The organism is Streptomyces sp. NPDC036984 (assembly GCF_055607665.1).
Genome location: NZ_JBVJRL010000008.1, coordinates 76,517 through 94,946, shown reverse-complemented (window position 1 = coordinate 94,946; position 18,430 = coordinate 76,517). Strand labels below are relative to the sequence as shown.

The window sequence follows — 18,430 nt, the reverse complement described above, 5'->3', positions numbered from 1 at the left end:
TGCAACGCCCTTTCCGCCCTGCACAACACGTACGCCACCCCGAAGGGTAGGGACTGCACCGAGGCCCCACAAGAGGTCTGGACCACCTGGCGGCCGGAAAACAGAAAGATCCCCGGGACGCGCCTGACACGCGCCCGGGGATCTCACGGCCACCGGGGAGGCCGGGAACCTACTTGTCGCCACCCTTGTCGTCGCCGCCGCTGCCCATGGACTCGTAGATCTCCTTGCACATGGGGCACACGGGGTACTTCTTCGGGTCGCGGCCCGGCACCCACACCTTGCCGCACAGCGCCACGACGGGCGTCCCGTCGAGGGCGCTCGCCATGATCTTGTCCTTCTGGACGTAGTGGGCGAAGCGCTCGTGGTCGCCGTCGCCGTGGGACACCTGTGGCGTCGGCTCTACGAGGGTCCCCGTACCAGTCCCGCGCTCGGGCTCGAGAGTGCTCATATCAGCAAGGGTACTGAAGCTCACACGCATCAGTTGAGCGACGGGTCGTCCGGATACGTGGCCACCATCGCCAGCTCGTTGCGCTGGCGGCGCAGCACCTCGCGCCAGAGCCTCTCCGGCGCCGGCGAGGAGACGTCCCCCGGCTCGGACTCGACGACGTACCAGGCGCCCTCCACCAGCTCGTCCTCCAGCTGGCCCGGGCCCCAGCCGGCGTATCCGGCGAAGATCCTCAAGGAGCCGACGGCGGAGGCCAGCAGTTCCGGCGGGGCCTCCAGGTCGACCAGCCCGATCGCGCCGTGCACCCGCCGCCAGCCGAGCGGCGCGCCGTCACCGCTCGCGCCGCCGGGGATGACGGCGACGCCGAGCGCCGAGTCCAGCGAGACCGGCCCGCCCTGGAAGACGACGCCGGGCTCGCCGGCGAGGTCGGCCCAGTCCTCCAGGATGTCGCCGACGACCACCGGGGTCGGACGGTTGAGGACGACACCGAGGGAGCCCTCCTCGTCGTGGTCGAGAAGGAGCACCACCGCACGGTCGAAGTTCGGGTCCGCCAGGGCGGGGGTGGCCACGAGCAGCCGCCCTGTGAGCGAGGACACCTCGGTCATGCCAGACATGATCCCGCATCTTCCCCCGCTGTGGGGAGCCAATCGGGGGTGCGGGGGTGAACGCAGCTCAGGGCGCACCGGAGCGGGGCGGGCGCACCCCCGTGCACCGGTGACCCCATGTGCCCGAAAGGGAACGGTTCGTGTTGTGACACAGCTATGACGTGGCTGAGTCGTCCTCGGGCTTACGGGCGGGGGGTAATCGGCGATTACCCTGTCTTCCCGGCCCCTGCGCACAGTGATCGGCCGGCCCCTGACCAACTCATCGGAACGCGAGATTCATGACCGTCAACGACGATGTCCTGCTTGTCCACGGCGGAACCCCGCTGGAGGGCGAGATCCGTGTCCGCGGTGCGAAGAACCTCGTGCCGAAGGCCATGGTCGCCGCCCTGCTGGGCAGCGAGCCGAGCCGACTGCGCAACGTTCCGGACATCCGTGACGTGCGAGTCGTCCGCGGCCTGCTCCAGCTGCACGGGGTGACGGTCCGTCCGGGCGAGGAGCCCGGCGAACTGGTGCTGGACCCGACGCACGTCGAGAGCGCCAACGTGGCTGACATCGATGCCCACGCGGGTTCCAGCCGTATCCCGATCCTCTTCTGCGGCCCGCTGCTGCACCGCCTGGGCCACGCGTTCATCCCGGGCCTCGGCGGCTGCGACATCGGCGGCCGGCCCATCGACTTCCACTTCGACGTGCTGCGGCAGTTCGGCGCGACCATCGAGAAGCGCGCGGACGGGCAGTACCTGGAGGCTCCGCAGCGGCTGCGCGGCACGAAGATCCGGCTGCCGTACCCGTCCGTCGGCGCGACCGAGCAGGTGCTGCTGACGGCCGTGCTCGCCGAGGGCGTCACGGAGTTGTCCAACGCGGCCGTCGAGCCGGAGATCGAGGACCTCATCTGCGTGCTGCAGAAGATGGGCGCGATCATCGCGATGGACACCGACCGCACCATCCGCATCACCGGTGTGGACAAGCTCGGCGGGTACGCCCACCGCGCCCTGCCGGACCGCCTGGAGGCCGCGTCCTGGGCGTCGGCGGCGCTCGCGACCGGGGGCAACATCTACGTCCACGGCGCCCAGCAGCGTTCGATGATGACGTTCCTCAACACCTACCGCAAGGTGGGCGGCGCCTTCGAGATCGACGACGAGGGCATCCGTTTCTGGCACCCCGGCGGGCAGTTGAAGTCCATCGCGCTGGAGACGGACGTGCACCCCGGTTTCCAGACGGACTGGCAGCAGCCGCTGGTCGTGGCCCTGACGCAGGCCACGGGCCTGTCCATCATCCACGAGACGGTGTACGAGTCCCGGCTCGGCTTCACCTCCGCGCTGAACCAGATGGGCGCGCACATCCAGCTCTACCGCGAGTGCCTGGGCGGCTCCGCCTGCCGCTTCGGCGCGCGCAACTTCCTGCACTCCGCGGTCGTCTCCGGCCCCACCCGGCTCCAGGGCGCCGACCTGGTCATCCCCGACCTGCGCGGCGGCTTCTCGTACCTCATCGCGGCGCTCGCCGCCGAGGGCACCTCCCGGGTCCACGGCATCGAGCTCATCAACCGCGGCTACGAGAACTTCATGGAAAAGCTCGTGGAACTGGGCGCGAAGGTCGAGCTGCCGGGCAAGGCGCTCGGTTAGCGGCTTCGTTACGCCAAAGGGGCGGCCCTCCCGTGAAGGAGGGCCGCCCCTTTGGCATCGTCAGCTGGGCCGCGCCCCGAAGGTGCGCGGGGAACTGCGCGACCAGCCACAACCGGCCCGCAGTTGCCCACGGCGCTCAGAGCGGAGCGCTTACTTGCCCTTGGCGGCTTCCTTGAGCTTGCTGCCCGCGGTGACCTTCACGCTGAAGCCGGCCGGGATGTTGATGGGCTCGCCGGTCTGCGGGTTGCGCGCGGTGCGAGCGGCACGGTGGGTGCGCTCGAAGGTCAGGAAGCCGGGGATGGTGACCTTCTCGTCGCCCTTGGCGACGATCTCGCCGACGGTCTCGGCGAACGCGGCCAGCACGGCGTCGGCGTCCTTGCGGGTCACCTCGGCGCGGTCGGCCAGCGCGGCCACCAGCTCACTGCGGTTCATGTTGTTACTCCCGTGTTTTTCTTGCCGTTGGGGTGTGCCACGCGGCGGGGCCGCATAGGAGGCACTGCGATGCCGATGCGCTCGCGCCCAGGGACGCATCCTGCCCCTACCTGCGGCGGGAAAGCCAATCCGGCACCCGTAGGAGTCGTGAGAACACCCTGGGGAGTCACACGAAAAGCGCCCGCTCGGCCGTCACCCTAGAGCGCGCCCGGCATCAGGTGGTTCCACGACGCGCCGGTGCGGGGGCTGCCGTGGTGATCCTCACAGCACCCGCACCGTACGACACGCCGTGGCTAGGCCGTCGCGCCGGCCGCCTTGGCGGCCTCGCGGACCGCCCCGGCCACGGCGCCCGCGACCTTGTCGTTGAAGACGCTCGGGATGATGTAGTTCGGGTTCAGCTCGTCCTGGCTGACCACGTCGGCGAGGGCCTTCGCGGCAGCGAGCATCATCTCGGTGTTCACCGTACGCGACTGGGCGTCCAGCAGGCCGCGGAAGACACCCGGGAAGACCAGCACGTTGTTGATCTGGTTCGGGAAGTCGGAGCGGCCGGTGGCCACGACGGCCGCCGTCTGCCGGGCGATCGCCGGGTCGACCTCGGGGTCCGGGTTCGCGAGCGCGAACACGATGGCGCCGTCGGCCATGGCGGCCACGTCGTCGCCGTCCAGGACGTTCGGGGCGGAGACGCCGATGAAGACGTCGGCGCCGCGCACGGCCTCCTTCAGGGTGCCGGTCAGGCCCTCGGGGTTGGTGTTGTCGGCGATCCAGCGCAGCGGCGAGTCGGCCGGGGCGTTCACCAGGTCCTCGCGGCCGGCGTGGACGACCCCGTGGATGTCGGCGACGACGGCGTTCTTCACGCCGGCCGCCAGCAGCAGCTTGAGGATGGCCGTACCGGCCGCGCCGGCGCCGGACATGACGACCCGGATGTTCTCGATCGCCTTTTCCGCGACGCGCAGGGCGTTGGTCAGGGCGGCGAGCACGACGATGGCGGTGCCGTGCTGGTCGTCGTGGAAGACGGGGATGTCGAGAGCCTCGCGCAGCCGGGCCTCGATCTCGAAGCAGCGCGGCGCGGAGATGTCCTCCAGGTTGATGCCGGCGAAGCCGGGGGCGATCGCCTTGACGATCTCCACGATCGCGTCGGAGTCCTGGGTGTCCAGGCAGATCGGCCAGGCGTCGATACCGGCGAAGCGCTTGAAGAGGGCCGCCTTGCCCTCCATGACGGGCAGCGCGGCCTTGGGGCCGATGTTGCCGAGACCGAGCACGGCGGAGCCGTCCGTCACGACCGCAACGGAGTTGCGCTTGATGGTGAGGCGGCGGGCGTCCTCGGGGTTCTCGGCGATGGCCATGCAGACGCGGGCCACACCGGGCGTGTAGACCATGGAGAGGTCGTCACGGTTGCGGATGGGGTGTTTCGACGCCATCTCGATCTTGCCGCCGAGGTGCATGAGGAACGTGCGGTCGGAGACCTTGCCGAGCGTGACGCCCTCGATGCCGCGCAGCTTCTCGACGATCTCCTCGGCGTGGGCCGTGGAGGTGGCCGCGATGGTGACGTCGATACGGAGCTTCTCGTGACCGGACGCGGTGACGTCGAGGCCGGTCACCGAGCCTCCGGAGGACTCCACGGCGGTGGTGAGCTGCGAGACGGCGGTTCCGCTCGCGGGCACCTCCAGCCGGATCGTCATCGAGTAGGAGACGCTGGGCGCCGTTGCCATGGCCGACTTCCTCTGCTTTCACCGTGTCGCGAGTTGTGCCGTCCGATCGTCGCACCTACCCGCCAGTACGTGATAGCCGCCCAGGGTTGCGGACGTTTTGTTCACAGCGGCTGTTCCGATAGATGCACGGTTTCGGAAAATCACTTCCACCATACGAGAAACGATCAGCCAAGGAAAGAGTCCGCCGGGGCAAAGCGAGAGGCCCACGTCACATGGTGACGTGGGCCTCCCACACGTTCATGACACCGGCCCGCCATGCTCGCCTCGCGGCAAGTGGTCCCTCGCAGGGACAAAGGTTGGGCCCGGGGGCTTGGATCGAGCCGGTGCCACGTCCAGGCTAACAAACGGATCCCGCGAGCCCATTCCCGTACCGGGACTTCCTGAGGTTCTAATCCCGCAGCAGGTCCGGAACCCCCGCCGCGTCCGGCTCGTCCCGCTCCCCCGACACCACCGTCAGCTGCTGGGTGGCCCGGGTCAGCGCCACGTACAGCACGCGCAGGCCGGCCGGGGACTCGTCGGCGATCTCCGCGGGCGAGACGACGACCGTCGCGTCGTACTCCAGGCCCTTGGCCTCCAGGCTGCCGAGGGCCACCACCCGGTCGCCGAGCCCGGCCAGCCAGCGCCGGGCCTCCTCGCGCCGGTTCATCGCGACGACCACGCCGACCGTGCCGTCCACCAGGTCCAGCAGCCGCTCGGCCGCAGCGCGCACGGTCTGCTCCAGAGAGTCCCGTACGACGGTGAAGCGCGGCTCGACCCCGGTGGACCGTACGGCGGAGGGCGCCTCGGAGCCGGGCATGGCGAGCGCGAGCACCTTCGCGGCCAGCTCGGCGATCTCGGCCGGGTTGCGGTAGTTCACCGTGAGCTGGAAGCGGCGCCTCGGGCGGGTGCCGAGGGCCTCGTCGCGGGCCTCGGCCGCCTCGTCCGGGTCGGACCAGGAGGACTGCGCCGGATCGCCGACGACCGTCCAGGTGGCGTGCCGGCCGCGGCGGCCGACCATGCGCCACTGCATCGGCGTGAGGTCCTGCGCCTCGTCGACGATGACGTGCGCGTACTCCGTGCGCTCCTGCGCGAGGCGCTCGGCCCGCTCACGCTGGGACTCCTCGCGCACCGGCATCAGCTCCTCCAGGCCGGTGAGCTGGTCCAGCGGGTCGAGCTCGCGCTTCCTGCGCGGCCGGGCCGGCGCGCCGAGGATCGCCTGGAGCTCGTCCAGCATGGCGATGTCGTGCACGGAGAAGCCGTCGCGCCTGAGTGAACGGGCGACCTTGCGCACCTCGCCGGGGTTCAGGATCCGCCGGGCCCAGCGGCCGAGCCGCTTCTCGTCGGCCATCGCGGCGAGTACCGCCTTCGGCGTCAGCTCGGGCCACCAGGCGTCGAGGAACGCGAGGAAGGAGTCCTCGCTCGTGACGTCCTCGTCGAAGGACGAGCGCAGCTCCGCGGCCAGCTCCGGGTCGGCGTGCCGGGTGGCGGCGCCGGACTTGGCCCACAGGGCGTCCAGCAGCAGCTTGCGGGCGCGCGGGCGGAGCAGGTTGACGGGCGCGGTTCCGCCGAGGGCGGTACGGCGGATACGTTCCAGCTCGTCGGCCTCCAGTTCGAGCCGGCGCCCGAAGGCGACGACGCGGAGGCGGGACGTGGTCCCGTCGGAGGGCCGCGGCCCGCTGTCCGCGTCCGCCGCCCCGGTGTCGGCGGGCCCCAGCTCCAGCGCGCCCCGGGCGGCCTTGCGCAGCACCTTCAGCATGCGGCGGGAGCCCTTGGCGCGGGCCACGGCCGGGGAGTCGTACAGGGTGGCCTCCGCGCCGTCGACCAGGGAGCCGATCGCGCGGATCGCGACCTGGCCCTCCTCACCGAGCGAGGGCAGCACGCCCTCGGTGTAGGCGACGAGCAGCGGGGTCGGCGAGACGATCAGGATGCCGCCCGCGTAGCGTCTGCGGTCCTGGTAGAGCAGGTAGGCGGCGCGGTGCAGGGCGACCGCGGTCTTGCCGGTGCCCGGGCCGCCCTCCACGTAGGTGATGGAGGCGGCGGGGGCCCGGATGACCATGTCCTGCTCGGCCTGGATGGACGAGACGATGTCCCGCATGGTGTGGCCGCGGGCCTGGCCGAGGGCGGCCATCAGGGCGCCGTCGCCGATGACGGGCAGCTCACGGCCGTCGAGGAAGGCGGTCAGCTCGGGCCGCATCAGGTCGTCCTCGACGCCGAGCACCCGGCGTCCCTTGGAGCGGATGACCCGGCGCCGTACCACCCGGCCCGGTTCCACGGGCGTGGCCCGGTAGAAGGGCGCCGCGGCGGGCGCGCGCCAGTCGATGACCAGCGGGGAGTAGTCCTCGTCCAGGACGCCGATCCGCCCGATGTGCAGGGTCTCGGCGATGTCGGCGGTGTTGCCCGGCCGGACGGCCCCCTCCGCGGGCTCGACCGCGGTGTAGGCGCCGTCGGGCCCCTTCTTGCCGTCCTTGCCGAGGAGCAGGTCGATGCGCCCGAAGAGGAAGTCCTCGAACTCGTTGTTCAGCCGGTTCAGATGGACGCCGGCCCGGAAGACCTGCGCATCCCGCTCGGCGAGCGCACCCGGCGTGCCGACCTGGCCGCGCTTGGCCGCGTCGTGCATCAGGAACTCGGCTTCGTGGATCTTCTCCTCCAGCCGCCGGTACACCCGGTCCAGGTGTTCCTGTTCGATGCCGATCTCCCGGTCACGGACGGAGTCGTGTGCGTCCTGTACCGAGCCGACCGCGGACTGCTGAACCTGAGCGGCCACCTGGCCCCCTTCTGACGTGCTGGGCAGCCGTCAACCGTACGCGAAGGGGGCCCCTCAAAGCTACGGGACGGCAGTTCCCCAGGGGCGCGGGGAACTGCGCGAACAGCCACGGCGCACCCCCGGCCGGCGGCGGCCAGGCACGCGCCCGGAACCCGGCACGGGCCCGGGGGCACAGCCCCCGAAACGGCACCCCCGGCCAACCGCACCCGACGACGGCCGAGCCCGCCGCAGGCGCTACGCGTCGACCTGCACCAGCTTCTTGCCCTCGAACGTCACCACCTCGAAGTGGTCGATCTCGTTGGGCTGGAAGGCGGCGGCCCCACCGATGTACAGCGGTTTCTTCGCCGTCTCGGAGGTGGCGTTCGGGACGCCGTACCCCCAGTCCGGGACGGACCACGACGACATGGTCACGCGCTGCCCGTTCTTGGCGACGAGCACCAGGGAGCACTTCAGGGGGCCCTTGACGTTCTTCAGCTCCAGGACGGCCTGGGTGCCCCAGTCCTTCGACGCCATGCCGACGGTCGCGCTGACACGGGTCGACGCGTCCGTGGCGGACTTCTTGTCGCTCATGGTCTGGAAGGTCGCCTGGGCGGGCGTCGCCGCCACCTGCTCCCCTCCGTCCGAGCCGCTGTTGACCGCCACCGCGGCCAGCGGCCCGGCGATGATCAGCGCGGCCGCCGCCGCGACCATGTAGAAGCCGCGCCGGCGCTTCTGGGCGCGCCGCTCGGCGACCTCGTCCACCAGCTTCTCCACCAGCCGCGGACTGGGCTTGGCGGACAGCGACTCGCCGATGGCGGGTGTGCTGCCGGAGCCCGGCAGGTCCGCGAGCGCGGCCAGCATCGGCTCCATGCCGGCCAGCTCGTCCAGCTGCTGGGCGCACCACTCGCAGCCGGCGAGATGCGCCTCGAAAGCGGTTGCCTCGGCGTCGTCGAGGATCCCGAGGGCATAGGCGCCGACGGTCTCGTGCTCGCTCGGCACCGAAGATCCCTGACTGGGGTTCATGGGGCCAGACATACCCGGACCACCCGGTCCGAACCCCTGCATTCCCCCGTAGCCGTTGCTCATCACGCCGTCACCCCCCGCTCCTCCAGTGCCAGCTTCATCGACCGCAGGGCGTAGAACACCCGGGAACGGACCGTGCCGCTCGGTATACCGAGCGTCTCGGCCGCCTCGTTGACGGTACGCCCCTTGAAGTACGTCTCGACGAGCACCTCCCGGTGGGCCGGGGTCAGGTCGTCGAGCGCGTCCGACAGCGTCATCAGCCACAGCGCCTTGTCGATCTCGTCCTCCGCGGGGATGACCTCCAGCGGCGACGGATCGACCTCCTGCGGCCGGGCCTGCCGGCTGCGGTGGCCGTCGATGACGATGCGGCGTGCGACCGTCACCAGCCAGGGGCGTACCGAACCGGTCGCCCGATTGAGCTGACCGGCGTTCTTCCAGGCACGGATGAGCGTTTCCTGTACGACGTCCTCGGCGCGCTGCCGGTCACCGGCGACCAGGCGCAGGACATACGCGAGCAGGGGCCCCGCGTGCTCCCGGTACAGGGCACGCATCAGCTCCTCGTCGGGTTCGGAGGGCTGTGATGAGGACATGCGATGTCGGGCCCTCGCTCCACGTTCATTGGCCACGGCCGCATCCTTGCGCACGCCCACCTCCGGTGTCCGGGGGTTCCCCCAGTCGGTCGCTCGCCCACCCGTACGGACGGCGGCGCCTCGGTGTTCAAACCGGAGTGACAGATTTCTGTGAGGTGACGTGACGAGCGGGACATGGGACCACATTCCCACCGTGTGATCTTTACATTTCCGGCACATCGCCGGGGGGTCGCCGGAGGCGGCGGGAGATTCCCGTGTATGACGCATCCAAACCTGGTGTTACGGAAATCACGCCCCCGCGAGCGCGGCCCGCCGCCGGTGCCGGGCCACCCGCTCCCGGTTCCCGCAGACCTCACTGGAGCACCAGCGCCGGCGCCGGCCCCGGGAGGTGTCCAGGTAGACGAGCGGGCAGGTGTCGCCCTCGCACTCGCGCACGGCCGCCCGCGCGACGGGGTCGGTGAGCAGTTCGACGGCGTCCCGCGCGACGAGCGCGAGCAAGGCCACACAGGCCGGTGGTTCCGTCAGCTCCCGCACCAGCAGGCCGCCTTCACCGCATACGGCGCACAGGGCCGGGGGCGCGGCACGCGCGACCTCGTTGACCCGCCACAGGGCCCGCCCGTACGACGGCGTGTCCATCGCCTTGCCGTTGCGCACCAACTGCCCGATATGAGCGCGCAGTTCCCGGAACCCGGTCAGCCAGGAGGGATCGGCGTGCGCCAGCGGGGTGCGGGGCGGGACCAGCCCGGCGCCGGTGATCCAGGCGCACAACGCCTCGACGGTGTCGAGCCGTTCGACGGGATGCGTGGTCGCGAGGAGATCCAGACAGATCCGCCCGGCGTCGAACCGCAACGCGTACGGGGGCGTGGCCGAACCCAGTGCCATGTGCCTGTCACCGCCTAGGGCAGGAACCGTGAGGGAGTCGTTCCGTCGCTCTCCTCTTCACAGTGCCCGCCCCGACGGGCGCCCGGAACCCCTCGTACCCACCGGGGTTCGACAGCCCGGCCCGACGACACGGGGCCGCCGCATCAGGGAAGCGGCGGCCCCGTCGCACGCGGCGTCGGTGCGCCGGTGCCCCGTCGGCCGGATCAGGGCGACTCGAAGGCCAGCCGGGCCGCGAACCCGATCAGCAGCAGCCCCGTGACCTGCTCGATGCGGGCCCGCACCCGAGGCCGGCGCAACACCCTGCCGAGCCGGTCCACGGTGGACACGTACAGGCTGAACCAGAGCAGGTACAGGACCGCGAACACCAGCGAGAGCAGCAGAGCCCGGGGCAGCACGCTGCCCTCGGACGGCAGGAACTGCGGCAGGAAGGTGACGAAGAACAGCGCCACCTTCGGGTTGAGCGCGTTGGACAGGAACCCCTGGCGCAGCATCCGGCCACCCTCGCCGTCACCGGCCGCCACGGCGTCGTCGTCCTGCGTGCCCTCCCGCAGGGTGCGACGGGAACCGCGCAGGGTCGCGATGCCCATCCACACCAGGTAGACCGCCCCCACCACCTTCAGCACGGTGAAGGCGGTGGCGGAGGCCAGCAGCAGCGCCGAGACGCCGAGCGCGGCCGCGGAGACGTGGACGCTCAGGCCGAGTAACCCGCCGACCATGGTCAGCAGCCCGGCCCTGCGCCCGCCGGCCAGCGCGTTCCGGGTCATCAGGGCCTGGTCGGGGCCAGGGATCATGATGAGCACCAGGCAGGCCGCGGCGAAGGTCAGCACGGCGTGCTCCGCTCGGCCGCACGGACCGTGGCGAGGACCGCGGCCAGCGCCCGCTGGACGGGCGCCGGCCGCTCGCGCAGGTAGAAGTGCCCGCCGGGGAAGCGGCGGACGGTCGTCCCGGCCGAGGTGAGCTCGTCCCAGGCTTCGAGTTCGTCCGCCGTGATCCGGTCGTCCTCACCGCCGAACACGGTGAGCGGCACCGGCAGCGGATCCCCCGCCTGCCACACGTACGTCTCCAGGACCCGGTAGTCCGCCCGCAGCGCGCCCGCGGCCAGCTCGCGCAGCTCGGCCGAGGCGAGCACCTCGTCCGGCAGCCCGCCGTGCAGGCGGGCGACCGTGTCGAGCAGCTCGTCGTCGGGCAGCAGGTGGATCCGCGTGGCCGGATGCGGCAGATGCGGGGCCCGGAAGCCCGACACGACCAGCCGGTCGGGAAGCGGGCGTCCGGCGGCCGCCAGGGCGCGCGTCACCTCGTAGGCGAACAGCGCGCCCAGGCTGTGTCCGAAGAAGACGAACCGGCCTGTGGCGAGGGGCGCTTCGGCGACGAACGCCTCGACCAGCTCCCGCATCGAGCCGGGCATGGCCTCGTGCAGCCGTGGCACGCGGCCCGGCAGCTGCACCGCGTGCACCCGCGCCGTACGCAGGTCACGGGCCCAGCGCCGGTACTCGGCCGCCGTACCGCCCCCGTGCGGGAAGCAGTACAGGTCACAGGCGGCGGAGCGGGGTTCCCCGCCGAGCAGCCAGTCGGACACGAAACTCACACTCCCGCCGGCTGCCGTGCGACCAGATGGCGGGCCAAGGCGTCGACCGTGAAGTTGTCGAAGACCTCCCTGGGCCGCAGCGGGACGCCCAGCTCGTCGCGGGCCTTGGCGCAGACGACCAGGGTGGTGGCCGAATCCACGCCGAGCAGGTCCAGGCCGGTGGCCGGGTCGATCTGGTCCGGGGTCACGTCGAGCAGTTCGGCGAGGAAGCCGGTGAGCCAGTCGACGACGGAGACAGGGGTGTGCGGAAAAGCCGTGTTGCTCACTGTTCTCACCTTTCCTCGGTGATGGGCGCCGACGGGCCGAGGAGCTGCTCGAGATGTCCGTCGAGCGCTTCGACCGTGGTGTACTCCAGGACCGTGCGGACCGGCACGGGGGTACCGAACGCCGACTGGAGCTGGGACGCCAGGCGCGCGGCGAGCAGCGAGTCGCCGCCCAGGTCCAGGAAGTCGTCGGCCAGGTCGACCTGGTTCAGGCCGAGCACCTCCTTCCAGATGTCGACGAGCTTGCGCTGCCGGTCCGTACGCGGCGGCCGGGCCGGCCTGCCCCGTACGCTGCCGCGCCGGCCGGCCTGGGCGAGCGCGGCGCGGTCCACCTTGCCGGTGGGGCTGAGCGGCAGCTCGTCCAGCGCGAACAGCTGGGCGGGCACCATGTGCCGGGCGAGTCGTTCGGCGGCGAAGGAGCGCAGCTCCTCCGGGGCGAACCGGCGCTGCACCGCGGGCCCTCGGGCGATGAGCACGTCGAAGCCGACCGACGCGGGCCCGCCCGAGGTGGTGAGCAGCTCCGACTCCGTGAACCCGGCAGCGGTCAGCTCCTGCTGCCACTGGGCGCGGTCCAGCAGACAGTGCGTGCTGCGCAGATCGGTGTCCTCGAAGTTGTCGAAGCCCTGCTGGAGGCCCATGACGAGATCGAACCACGGGTGGAAGGTGGTCTGTTCGACGAGCAGCAGGACGCCGCCGGGAGCCAGCACGGAGCGCAGGGCGCTCAGCGTCCGCCGCAGCTGCCGCATGTCGTGCAGCACGCTCGCGGCGATGACGAGGTCCGCCGACTGGCCGTCGAAGCCCTGGGCGGCCGGTGGCCGGTCGAGGTCGAACAGGTCGCAGCGGAGGAAGGGGTACGCGGCGAACTCGGTCTCCGCGCGGTCGAGGAAGTAGCGGGAGACGTCCGTGAAGACGTACTCCGTGCGGTCGGCGGGCAGCAGGGGCAGCAGGTGCCGGGTGAGCGAGCCGTAGCCGGCGCCGACCTCCAGGACGTTCAGCGGCCGGTCGGCGGGCCAGTTCTCGGCCATCTCGCGCACCGCGGCGGTCGCGGCGGCGTACGTCGGGCCGAAGAGGCGGGCGTAGACACCGGGGGTGCGGTCGGAGGCGTACAGCTCGGCGGAGTGGACGCTCTGCGTCAGCACACCCGCCAGGTTCCCGGCGAGGCCGAGCATCCAGTCGGTGACGTCCTCCGGGACGTCCAGCAGCTGTCCGAGGGCATGGCGGGCGCGCTCGCCCAGCGCCTGAGGGAGCCCGTCGGGCAGTTCGCGGGCCACCTCCAGGCCGGCGTCGGTGCGCCGCAGGTACCCCGACTCCTCCAGGGCGGTCACGGCGCGGGCCAGCCAGCGCCCGTAGCGGGGGGCCACCCCGGCGCCGCGCAGGGCCGCCGGGTCGAACGGCTCGCCCGGCAGGTGGGGCAGGCCGAAGGCGCGGAAGGCGCTCGCGGTGGCGGTGGTGTACACCTCGTTGAGCGCGTCCCAGACGATCCGCAGCTCCTCGGGCGAGGGACCCTCGGCGGGCCTGCCGGCGGTGCCGGCGAGCGCCTGCCACTGCCCCGCGCGCAGCGTCTCGTCGGCGCGCTCGGTGACGAACAGCGTGTCGTCGTCACGGGCCGGCACGACGTAGCCCAGCAGGCGGGCGGCGCCGTCCTGGTCGGCGGACTTGACCACGACCGCGCTGTCCACGCCCGGATGCGCGGTGAGCGTCGCCTCGATCTCGCCCAGCTCCACCCGGTGCCCGTTGATCTTCACCTGGCCGTCCCGGCGGCCCAGGAACTCGATCGTGCCGTCGGGCCGGTAACGCCCGAAGTCGCCGGTGCGGTAGAGGCGTTCGTCGGTGTGCGGGTGCGTCACGAAGGCCGCCGCGGTGCGCTCCTCGTCGGCCCAGTAGCCGCGGGCCAGGCCCACGCCGCCGATGTACAGCTCGCCCGGGGTCCACACCGGGCACGGGTCCATCCGCGCGTCGAGCACGTGGAAGGTCTGGTTGCGCAGCGGAACACCGTACGGAATGCTCTTCGCGCCCCGCTCCACCTCGTCGACGACGTGGTGGATGGACCAGATCGACGCCTCGGTCGCGCCGCCCAGCGAGATGATCTCCGCCTCGGGCCACAGGCCGCGGATCCGGTCGGGCAGGTCGACGGGGATCCAGTCGCCGCTGAGCATGACAAGGCGCAGCTTCTCGGGCAGGGCGCCGCCCGCCTCCAGATGCTCGACCAGCATCTGCATCTGCGCCGGGACGGAGTTCCACACCGTCACGCCGTGCTCGCTCATCAGCTTGGCCCAGTGCGCCGGCTCCGAGCGCAGCTCCGGATCGGGCAGGACCAGGGCGGCGCCGGCGCCGAGCGCGCCGAAGGCGTCGTACACCGACAGGTCGAAGTTGAGTTCGGCGAGGCCGAAGACCCGGTCCTCGGGGCCGACGCCGAACCGCTCGTTGATGTCGAGGACGGTGTTGAGGGCCGCGTGGTGCTCGATCATCACGCCCTTCGGCGTGCCGGTCGAGCCGGAGGTGTACAGCACGTACGCCAGGTCTTCGGGACCGGCGGGTCCGCCCGGCCGGCGCCCGTCCGCCGCATCCTGTGCGCGCACCTGGTCGACCAGGACGCGCGGCAGATCCTCGGGCCAGCCCAGCCCGTCGGTTCCGGCATCGGTGAGCACCGCGAGCGCCCGGCCGTCTTGCAGCAGCCCGGCCCGGCGCCGCTCGGGCAGCGTGGGGCTGACGGGCAGGTAGGCGCCGCCGGCCATCATCACGCCGTATGCGGCGGCGATCTGGTCGGCGCCCTTGTGCAGGCCGATGCCGACCAGGCGGTCGCGCAGGCCCTCCGTGCCGAGTGCGGCGACCTCGCCGGCCACCGCCTGGGCCTGGGCGGCGAGGTCGCCGTAGGTCAGGACGCGGTTTCCGGCCAGCACGGCGGTCCGTTCCGGGTGCCGGGCGGCCTGGTCGAGGAACGGCTCGTGCAGCAGGCCCGCGGGGCGCTCGCCGCTCGTGTCGTTGGCCCGGGTCCGGGCGTCGAGCTGGTGCGGGGGCAGCTCGACGACGATCTCCTCGTCCCACATCGAGTCGTCGTCGGCGAGCCGGGTGACGAGGGAGGTGTAGGCGGCGAACATGTCGTCGAGCAGGCCCTCGGGGAAGAGCTCCTCCACGCAGTCCCAGGTCAGGTCGAGAGAGCCGGTGATGTCGACGACCTGGTGGTCGAAGAACACCTGCGGGGTCTGGCTCACCCGGTAGGTGATGTCACCGAAGTAGCTGAGGGGTCCGGAGACGTCGGCGGCGGTGCCCAGGCCGCTGGTGAAGACCACGGGCATCGTCTCGAATCCGCTCTGGAGGCCCAGGCGGCGGCGTTCGCGCAGCGCCTCCAGTGCGCTGACCTGCCGGTGCCGCAGGTCCTTCTGGAGCTGCACCTGGGTGGCCTCGACCCGTTCGGTGAGCGTACGGCCCGTCGAGGCGTCCGTCTCCATGAGGCAGATGGAGGTGAAGTCGCCGACCATCCGGCGCAGATGGGGGTGGACGGTGCGTTTGCCGTTCCCGGTGTCGGCGAGCAGCAGCGGCAGCCGGTTGAAGAGGGTGAGGTTGAGGGTGAAGCGGCGCGAGCCGCCCCATACGGCGAGAACCTCGGAGAAGAGGGCCGCCAGCACCGCGGTGGGGGTCAGGCCCCGGTCCTCGCACCGCCCTTGCAGCTTCTTCCACTTGTCCTCGGGAAGGTGGAACTCACGGTGCGTGAAACGCGGCCGGTGCACGCTCACCGGTGACTTGGCCAGCGGCAGTTCGGGGGGCGGGGCGAGGGTGGCGGCCCGCGACGTCCAGTAGGCGAGCGCCTTCTGGTAGCGGGGGGCCTGCGAGCCGCGCTCCAGCTCCAGGGCGTAGTCGCGGAAGGTGACCTCCACCGGCGGCAGTTCGAGGTCCGGGTCCTGGCACAGCGCGCTCCACTCGCTGAACAGCAGGGTGAGGCTGGCCAGGTCGACCATCAGCAGGTCGACGCTGACGTGCAGGCGGTCGTGGTCGGGCAGCCGGCTCAGGCGGAGGTCGAACAGCGGCCAGTCGGCCGCCGAGTACACCCGGTGCGACATCTCCTCCCGCACGTCGAGCAGCGTGCGCTCCCTGTCCTCCTCGGAGGCGGAGCGCAGGTCGGTACATCGGACCTCGAAGGTGGGGACGGTCTCGAGTACCTGCTGTCGTCCGTCGGGACCGACGATCGCGCGCAGCATGTCGTGCCGCTCCACCAGCCGGCGCCACGCCGCGGACAGCACGCCGGGATCGAGGCGGCGGCCCTCCAGTTCGAAGTACGCATGCGGGGCCACGTTGCCCAGCACGAAGTTGGGACCCCGGCCGACCCAGTACGCGTACTGGATCTCGGTCAGCGGGAACGGCTCGAACCGCTCCGCTCCGGGGGCATTCGTTGCGTTTCGGACCTTCATAACGCTCCGTCTCTCCGTCGGGCACAGGTGAGGCGTGCCGGAACCGGCACGGTGGATGGTGGGATGAGGTGGGTGGGGGGCGAGGTGCGCTGCGGAACTACCGCGGCTGCGCGGCGGCCCCGGCGGGCTGCCGCCGGACCTGTCTGCCGGCCGGCGGGCCGGACAGGGCGCTCGGCACGGCGCGGCTTCTCGCGGCGGCCCGGGTGAGTTCGCGCTCGGGCGCCATGGAGACCGGCCAGGGGTGGAACGAGCACGTGCAGGCACACACAGCGAGGCCGAACAGCACGGCGGACAGCGCCAGTTGCACCTGAAGCGGGCCGTACAGGGCCAGGACGAACAGCCCGGCGACGAGGTACGCCACCCGCGGGCCGACCACGACGCGCATCCGCATCAGCCTGGTGGGTACCAGCGATGCGGTCGGGTGCGACCGGCTGAAGGCGAACGGGGCAGCGGTCGAGCGGCACCGGCCGGAACAGGAGGGCGACATACCTGAGGCGTCAGCGCCTCGCGAAGGAAGGAGTCAGGTGGACGAGTTCCCTGGGAATGACCGGCTCACTCAACATGTCCCCCGTGCGTACGAAATTCGGCCATGCAATCGAACAAAGTGAATCCACACCCGTCGGAGAACGTCAACCGACTTAGGCGAACACCAGCCGCGCCACTGGCTCGATCTCGCAACCACCCGAAACCAGACATGTCTGCCATGCTCTCGGCTCCGGTACCGTCACCGGGTGGCTGCCCTGCGTGATCGTGTGTCGGCGAGATTGCCTGATCGCTGAGGATCTTCTCCCTGCCGACTCGGCGGACCGCTCCCGCAGTCGGTTGATTCCGCTTGTGTGCGGCTCCGCAGGAGCGGCCGAGTTCCTTGGGGCGGCCTTTGCCTGCCAGCTGGCCAAAAACAGGCTGCTGGGACGCCGACCGGTCCCCCGCCTCACGCCTCCGCGTACTTCGCGTCCGACGCCGGATCCAACGCCAGCCGGTATCCCCGCTTCACCACGGTCTGGATCAGCTTCGGCGCCCCCAACGCCGTGCGCAGCCGGGCCATCGCCGTCTCCACCGCGTGCTCGTCGCGGCCCGCGCCCGGCAGAGCGCGCAGGAGCTCCGCCCGCGGCACCACCCAGCCGGGGCGGCGGGACAGGGCGCGCAGCAGCGACATGCCCGCCGGCGGCACCGGCTTGAGGGCGCCGTCCACCAGGACCGCATGCCCCCGGATCTCCACCCGGTGCCCGGCGATGGGCAGCGAGCGGGCGCGGGCGGGGAGTTCCTGGCACAGGAGCTGGACCAGCGGGCCCAGGCGGAAGCGTTCCGGCTGGACCGTCTCCACCCCGCGGGCCTGGAGCGGTATCGCGGTGACCGGGCCGACACAGGCCGGCAGGACGGCGTGGTCCAGGGCCGACAGCAGCTCGTCCAGCAGGCCGCGGTCCTCCGCGCGGGAGAGGAGGGAGGCCGCGGCGGGGGCGCTGGTGAAGGTGAGGGCGTCCAGGCCGCGGGTGACGGCCGCGTCCAGGAGGCGGTCCAGCGGACTGAGGTCCTCCGGCGGCATCCAGCGGTACACCGGGACCGGGACCACCTCCGCCCCCGCGGCCCGCAGCGACTCGACGAAGCCGGGCAGGGGCTCCCCGTGCAGTTGGACGACGACGCGCTGGCCGTCGACACCCTCCTCCAGGAGCCGGTCGAGCACCTCGGCCAGGGACTCGGAGGACGGGGACCACTCCTCGGTGAGGCCGGCCGCCCGTATGGCGCCCTTGACCTTCGGGCCGCGGGCCAGCAGGCGCACCCCGCGCAGCCGGCCGAGCAGCTGCTCGCCGAGGCCCCAGCCGTCGGCGGCCTCGACCCAGCCCCGGAAGCCGATCGCGGTGGTGGCCACCACGACGTCCGGCACCTGGTCGATGATCTCCTTGGTGGCGGCGAGGAGTTCGCCGTCGTCGGCGAGCGGCACGATCCGCAGGGCGGGCGCATGCAGGACGCTGGCGCCCCGCCGCTGGAGCAGGGCGCCCAACTCGTCGGCCCGGCGCGCGGCGGTGACGCCCACGGTGAACCCGGCGAGGGGTCCGTGCTCGGATTGCTGCTCTTCGTCGTACATGGGGGCTCTCCTAGCTGACCGGCACGCCGAACGAGCCTGTCAACGATCCGTGACAGGCTCGGTTCG

15 protein-coding genes are annotated in these 18,430 nt (G+C 71.7%); 1 reads left to right on the top strand and 14 read right to left on the bottom strand.

Annotated elements, in window-relative coordinates:
- Positions 1 to 169 precede the first annotated feature (169 nt).
- Together ACZ7DL_RS17185 and ACZ7DL_RS17180 are read right to left on the bottom strand one after the other, a co-directional pair.
- The gene (locus ACZ7DL_RS17185; protein WP_143638399.1) at positions 170 to 448 is read right to left on the bottom strand and encodes a DUF3039 domain-containing protein; all 279 of its coding nucleotides are present in this window, start codon (positions 446 to 448) and stop codon (positions 170 to 172) included.
- Between the two features lie 29 nt (positions 449 to 477).
- Positions 478 to 1,050: a YqgE/AlgH family protein gene (locus ACZ7DL_RS17180; RefSeq protein ID WP_470774985.1), complete on the bottom strand. Its 573-nt coding sequence runs from the start codon at positions 1,048 to 1,050 to the stop codon at positions 478 to 480.
- A gap of 278 nt (positions 1,051 to 1,328) precedes the next feature.
- Here ACZ7DL_RS17180 and murA point away from each other — a divergent pair, with 278 nt between their 5' ends.
- Positions 1,329 to 2,669, top strand: coding sequence for a UDP-N-acetylglucosamine 1-carboxyvinyltransferase (gene murA / locus ACZ7DL_RS17175; RefSeq protein WP_470774984.1), 1,341 nt, complete (start codon positions 1,329 to 1,331; stop codon positions 2,667 to 2,669).
- Between the two features lie 150 nt (positions 2,670 to 2,819).
- On the opposite strand, the gene ACZ7DL_RS17170 is transcribed toward murA, so the two are convergent.
- The 12 genes from ACZ7DL_RS17170 to ACZ7DL_RS17115 all read right to left on the bottom strand — a co-directional run bounded on the left by ACZ7DL_RS17170 (position 2,820) and on the right by ACZ7DL_RS17115 (position 18,364).
- On the bottom strand, positions 2,820 to 3,101 hold the full coding sequence (locus ACZ7DL_RS17170) for an HU family DNA-binding protein (protein WP_014673024.1): 282 nt from the start codon (positions 3,099 to 3,101) through the stop codon (positions 2,820 to 2,822).
- A gap of 293 nt (positions 3,102 to 3,394) precedes the next feature.
- A complete protein-coding gene (locus ACZ7DL_RS17165; RefSeq protein WP_470774983.1) occupies positions 3,395 to 4,810 on the bottom strand; it encodes an NAD-dependent malic enzyme in 1,416 nt (471 codons plus the stop codon).
- A 388-nt stretch (positions 4,811 to 5,198) separates the two neighbouring features.
- Positions 5,199 to 7,553 (bottom strand): HelD family protein, encoded by a 2,355-nt coding sequence (locus ACZ7DL_RS17160; protein ID WP_470774982.1) that lies wholly within the window; start codon positions 7,551 to 7,553, stop codon positions 5,199 to 5,201.
- A 234-nt stretch (positions 7,554 to 7,787) separates the two neighbouring features.
- A complete protein-coding gene (locus ACZ7DL_RS17155) occupies positions 7,788 to 8,567 on the bottom strand; it encodes an anti-sigma factor family protein (protein WP_470774981.1) in 780 nt (259 codons plus the stop codon).
- A 50-nt stretch (positions 8,568 to 8,617) separates the two neighbouring features.
- Positions 8,618 to 9,205, bottom strand: a complete 588-nt coding sequence (locus ACZ7DL_RS17150; RefSeq protein ID WP_030348495.1) for a sigma-70 family RNA polymerase sigma factor — start codon at positions 9,203 to 9,205, stop codon at positions 8,618 to 8,620.
- A 228-nt stretch (positions 9,206 to 9,433) separates the two neighbouring features.
- The gene (locus tag ACZ7DL_RS17145; protein ID WP_470774980.1) at positions 9,434 to 10,027 is read right to left on the bottom strand and encodes a CGNR zinc finger domain-containing protein; all 594 of its coding nucleotides are present in this window, start codon (positions 10,025 to 10,027) and stop codon (positions 9,434 to 9,436) included.
- Between the two features lie 203 nt (positions 10,028 to 10,230).
- On the bottom strand, positions 10,231 to 10,854 hold the full coding sequence (locus ACZ7DL_RS17140; protein ID WP_470774979.1) for a LysE family translocator: 624 nt from the start codon (positions 10,852 to 10,854) through the stop codon (positions 10,231 to 10,233).
- Positions 10,848 to 11,603, bottom strand: coding sequence for a thioesterase II family protein (locus ACZ7DL_RS17135; protein WP_470774978.1), 756 nt, complete (start codon positions 11,601 to 11,603; stop codon positions 10,848 to 10,850). The genes ACZ7DL_RS17140 and ACZ7DL_RS17135 overlap by 7 nt, the downstream gene beginning before the upstream one ends.
- Before the next feature lie 5 nt (positions 11,604 to 11,608).
- Positions 11,609 to 11,878, bottom strand: a complete 270-nt coding sequence (locus tag ACZ7DL_RS17130; RefSeq protein ID WP_470774977.1) for an acyl carrier protein — start codon at positions 11,876 to 11,878, stop codon at positions 11,609 to 11,611.
- Positions 11,879 to 11,883: 5 nt separating this feature from the next.
- Positions 11,884 to 16,281 carry a non-ribosomal peptide synthetase gene (locus ACZ7DL_RS17125; RefSeq protein ID WP_470774976.1) on the bottom strand — a complete coding sequence of 1,466 codons (4,398 nt, stop codon included), beginning with the start codon at positions 16,279 to 16,281 and terminating at the stop codon, positions 11,884 to 11,886.
- Between the two features lie 97 nt (positions 16,282 to 16,378).
- Entirely contained in the window at positions 16,379 to 16,666 is a 288-nt protein-coding gene (locus ACZ7DL_RS17120) for a hypothetical protein (RefSeq protein WP_470774975.1), read from the bottom strand.
- 546 nt (positions 16,667 to 17,212) lie between these two features.
- Positions 17,213 to 18,364 carry a uroporphyrinogen-III synthase gene (locus ACZ7DL_RS17115; RefSeq protein ID WP_470774974.1) on the bottom strand — a complete coding sequence of 384 codons (1,152 nt, stop codon included), beginning with the start codon at positions 18,362 to 18,364 and terminating at the stop codon, positions 17,213 to 17,215.
- Positions 18,365 to 18,430: the final 66 nt, after the last annotated feature.

Excerpts from the sequence above, each read along its gene's own strand:
- ACZ7DL_RS17145 (WP_470774980.1), bottom strand. The coding sequence starts at position 10,027 with ATGGCACTGGGTTCGGCCACGCCCCCGTACGCGTTGCGGTTCGACGCC.
- ACZ7DL_RS17125 (WP_470774976.1), bottom strand. The coding sequence starts at position 16,281 with ATGAAGGTCCGAAACGCAACGAATGCCCCCGGAGCGGAGCGGTTCGAG.
- ACZ7DL_RS17165 (WP_470774983.1), bottom strand. The coding sequence starts at position 4,810 with ATGGCAACGGCGCCCAGCGTCTCCTACTCGATGACGATCCGGCTGGAG.
- ACZ7DL_RS17120 (WP_470774975.1), bottom strand. The coding sequence starts at position 16,666 with ATGCGCGTCGTGGTCGGCCCGCGGGTGGCGTACCTCGTCGCCGGGCTG.
- ACZ7DL_RS17185 (WP_143638399.1), bottom strand. The coding sequence starts at position 448 with ATGAGCACTCTCGAGCCCGAGCGCGGGACTGGTACGGGGACCCTCGTA.
- ACZ7DL_RS17115 (WP_470774974.1), bottom strand. The coding sequence starts at position 18,364 with ATGTACGACGAAGAGCAGCAATCCGAGCACGGACCCCTCGCCGGGTTC.
- ACZ7DL_RS17155 (WP_470774981.1), bottom strand. The coding sequence starts at position 8,567 with ATGTCTGGCCCCATGAACCCCAGTCAGGGATCTTCGGTGCCGAGCGAG.
- murA (WP_470774984.1), top strand. The coding sequence starts at position 1,329 with ATGACCGTCAACGACGATGTCCTGCTTGTCCACGGCGGAACCCCGCTG.
- ACZ7DL_RS17170 (WP_014673024.1), bottom strand. The coding sequence starts at position 3,101 with ATGAACCGCAGTGAGCTGGTGGCCGCGCTGGCCGACCGCGCCGAGGTG.
- ACZ7DL_RS17180 (WP_470774985.1), bottom strand. The coding sequence starts at position 1,050 with ATGACCGAGGTGTCCTCGCTCACAGGGCGGCTGCTCGTGGCCACCCCC.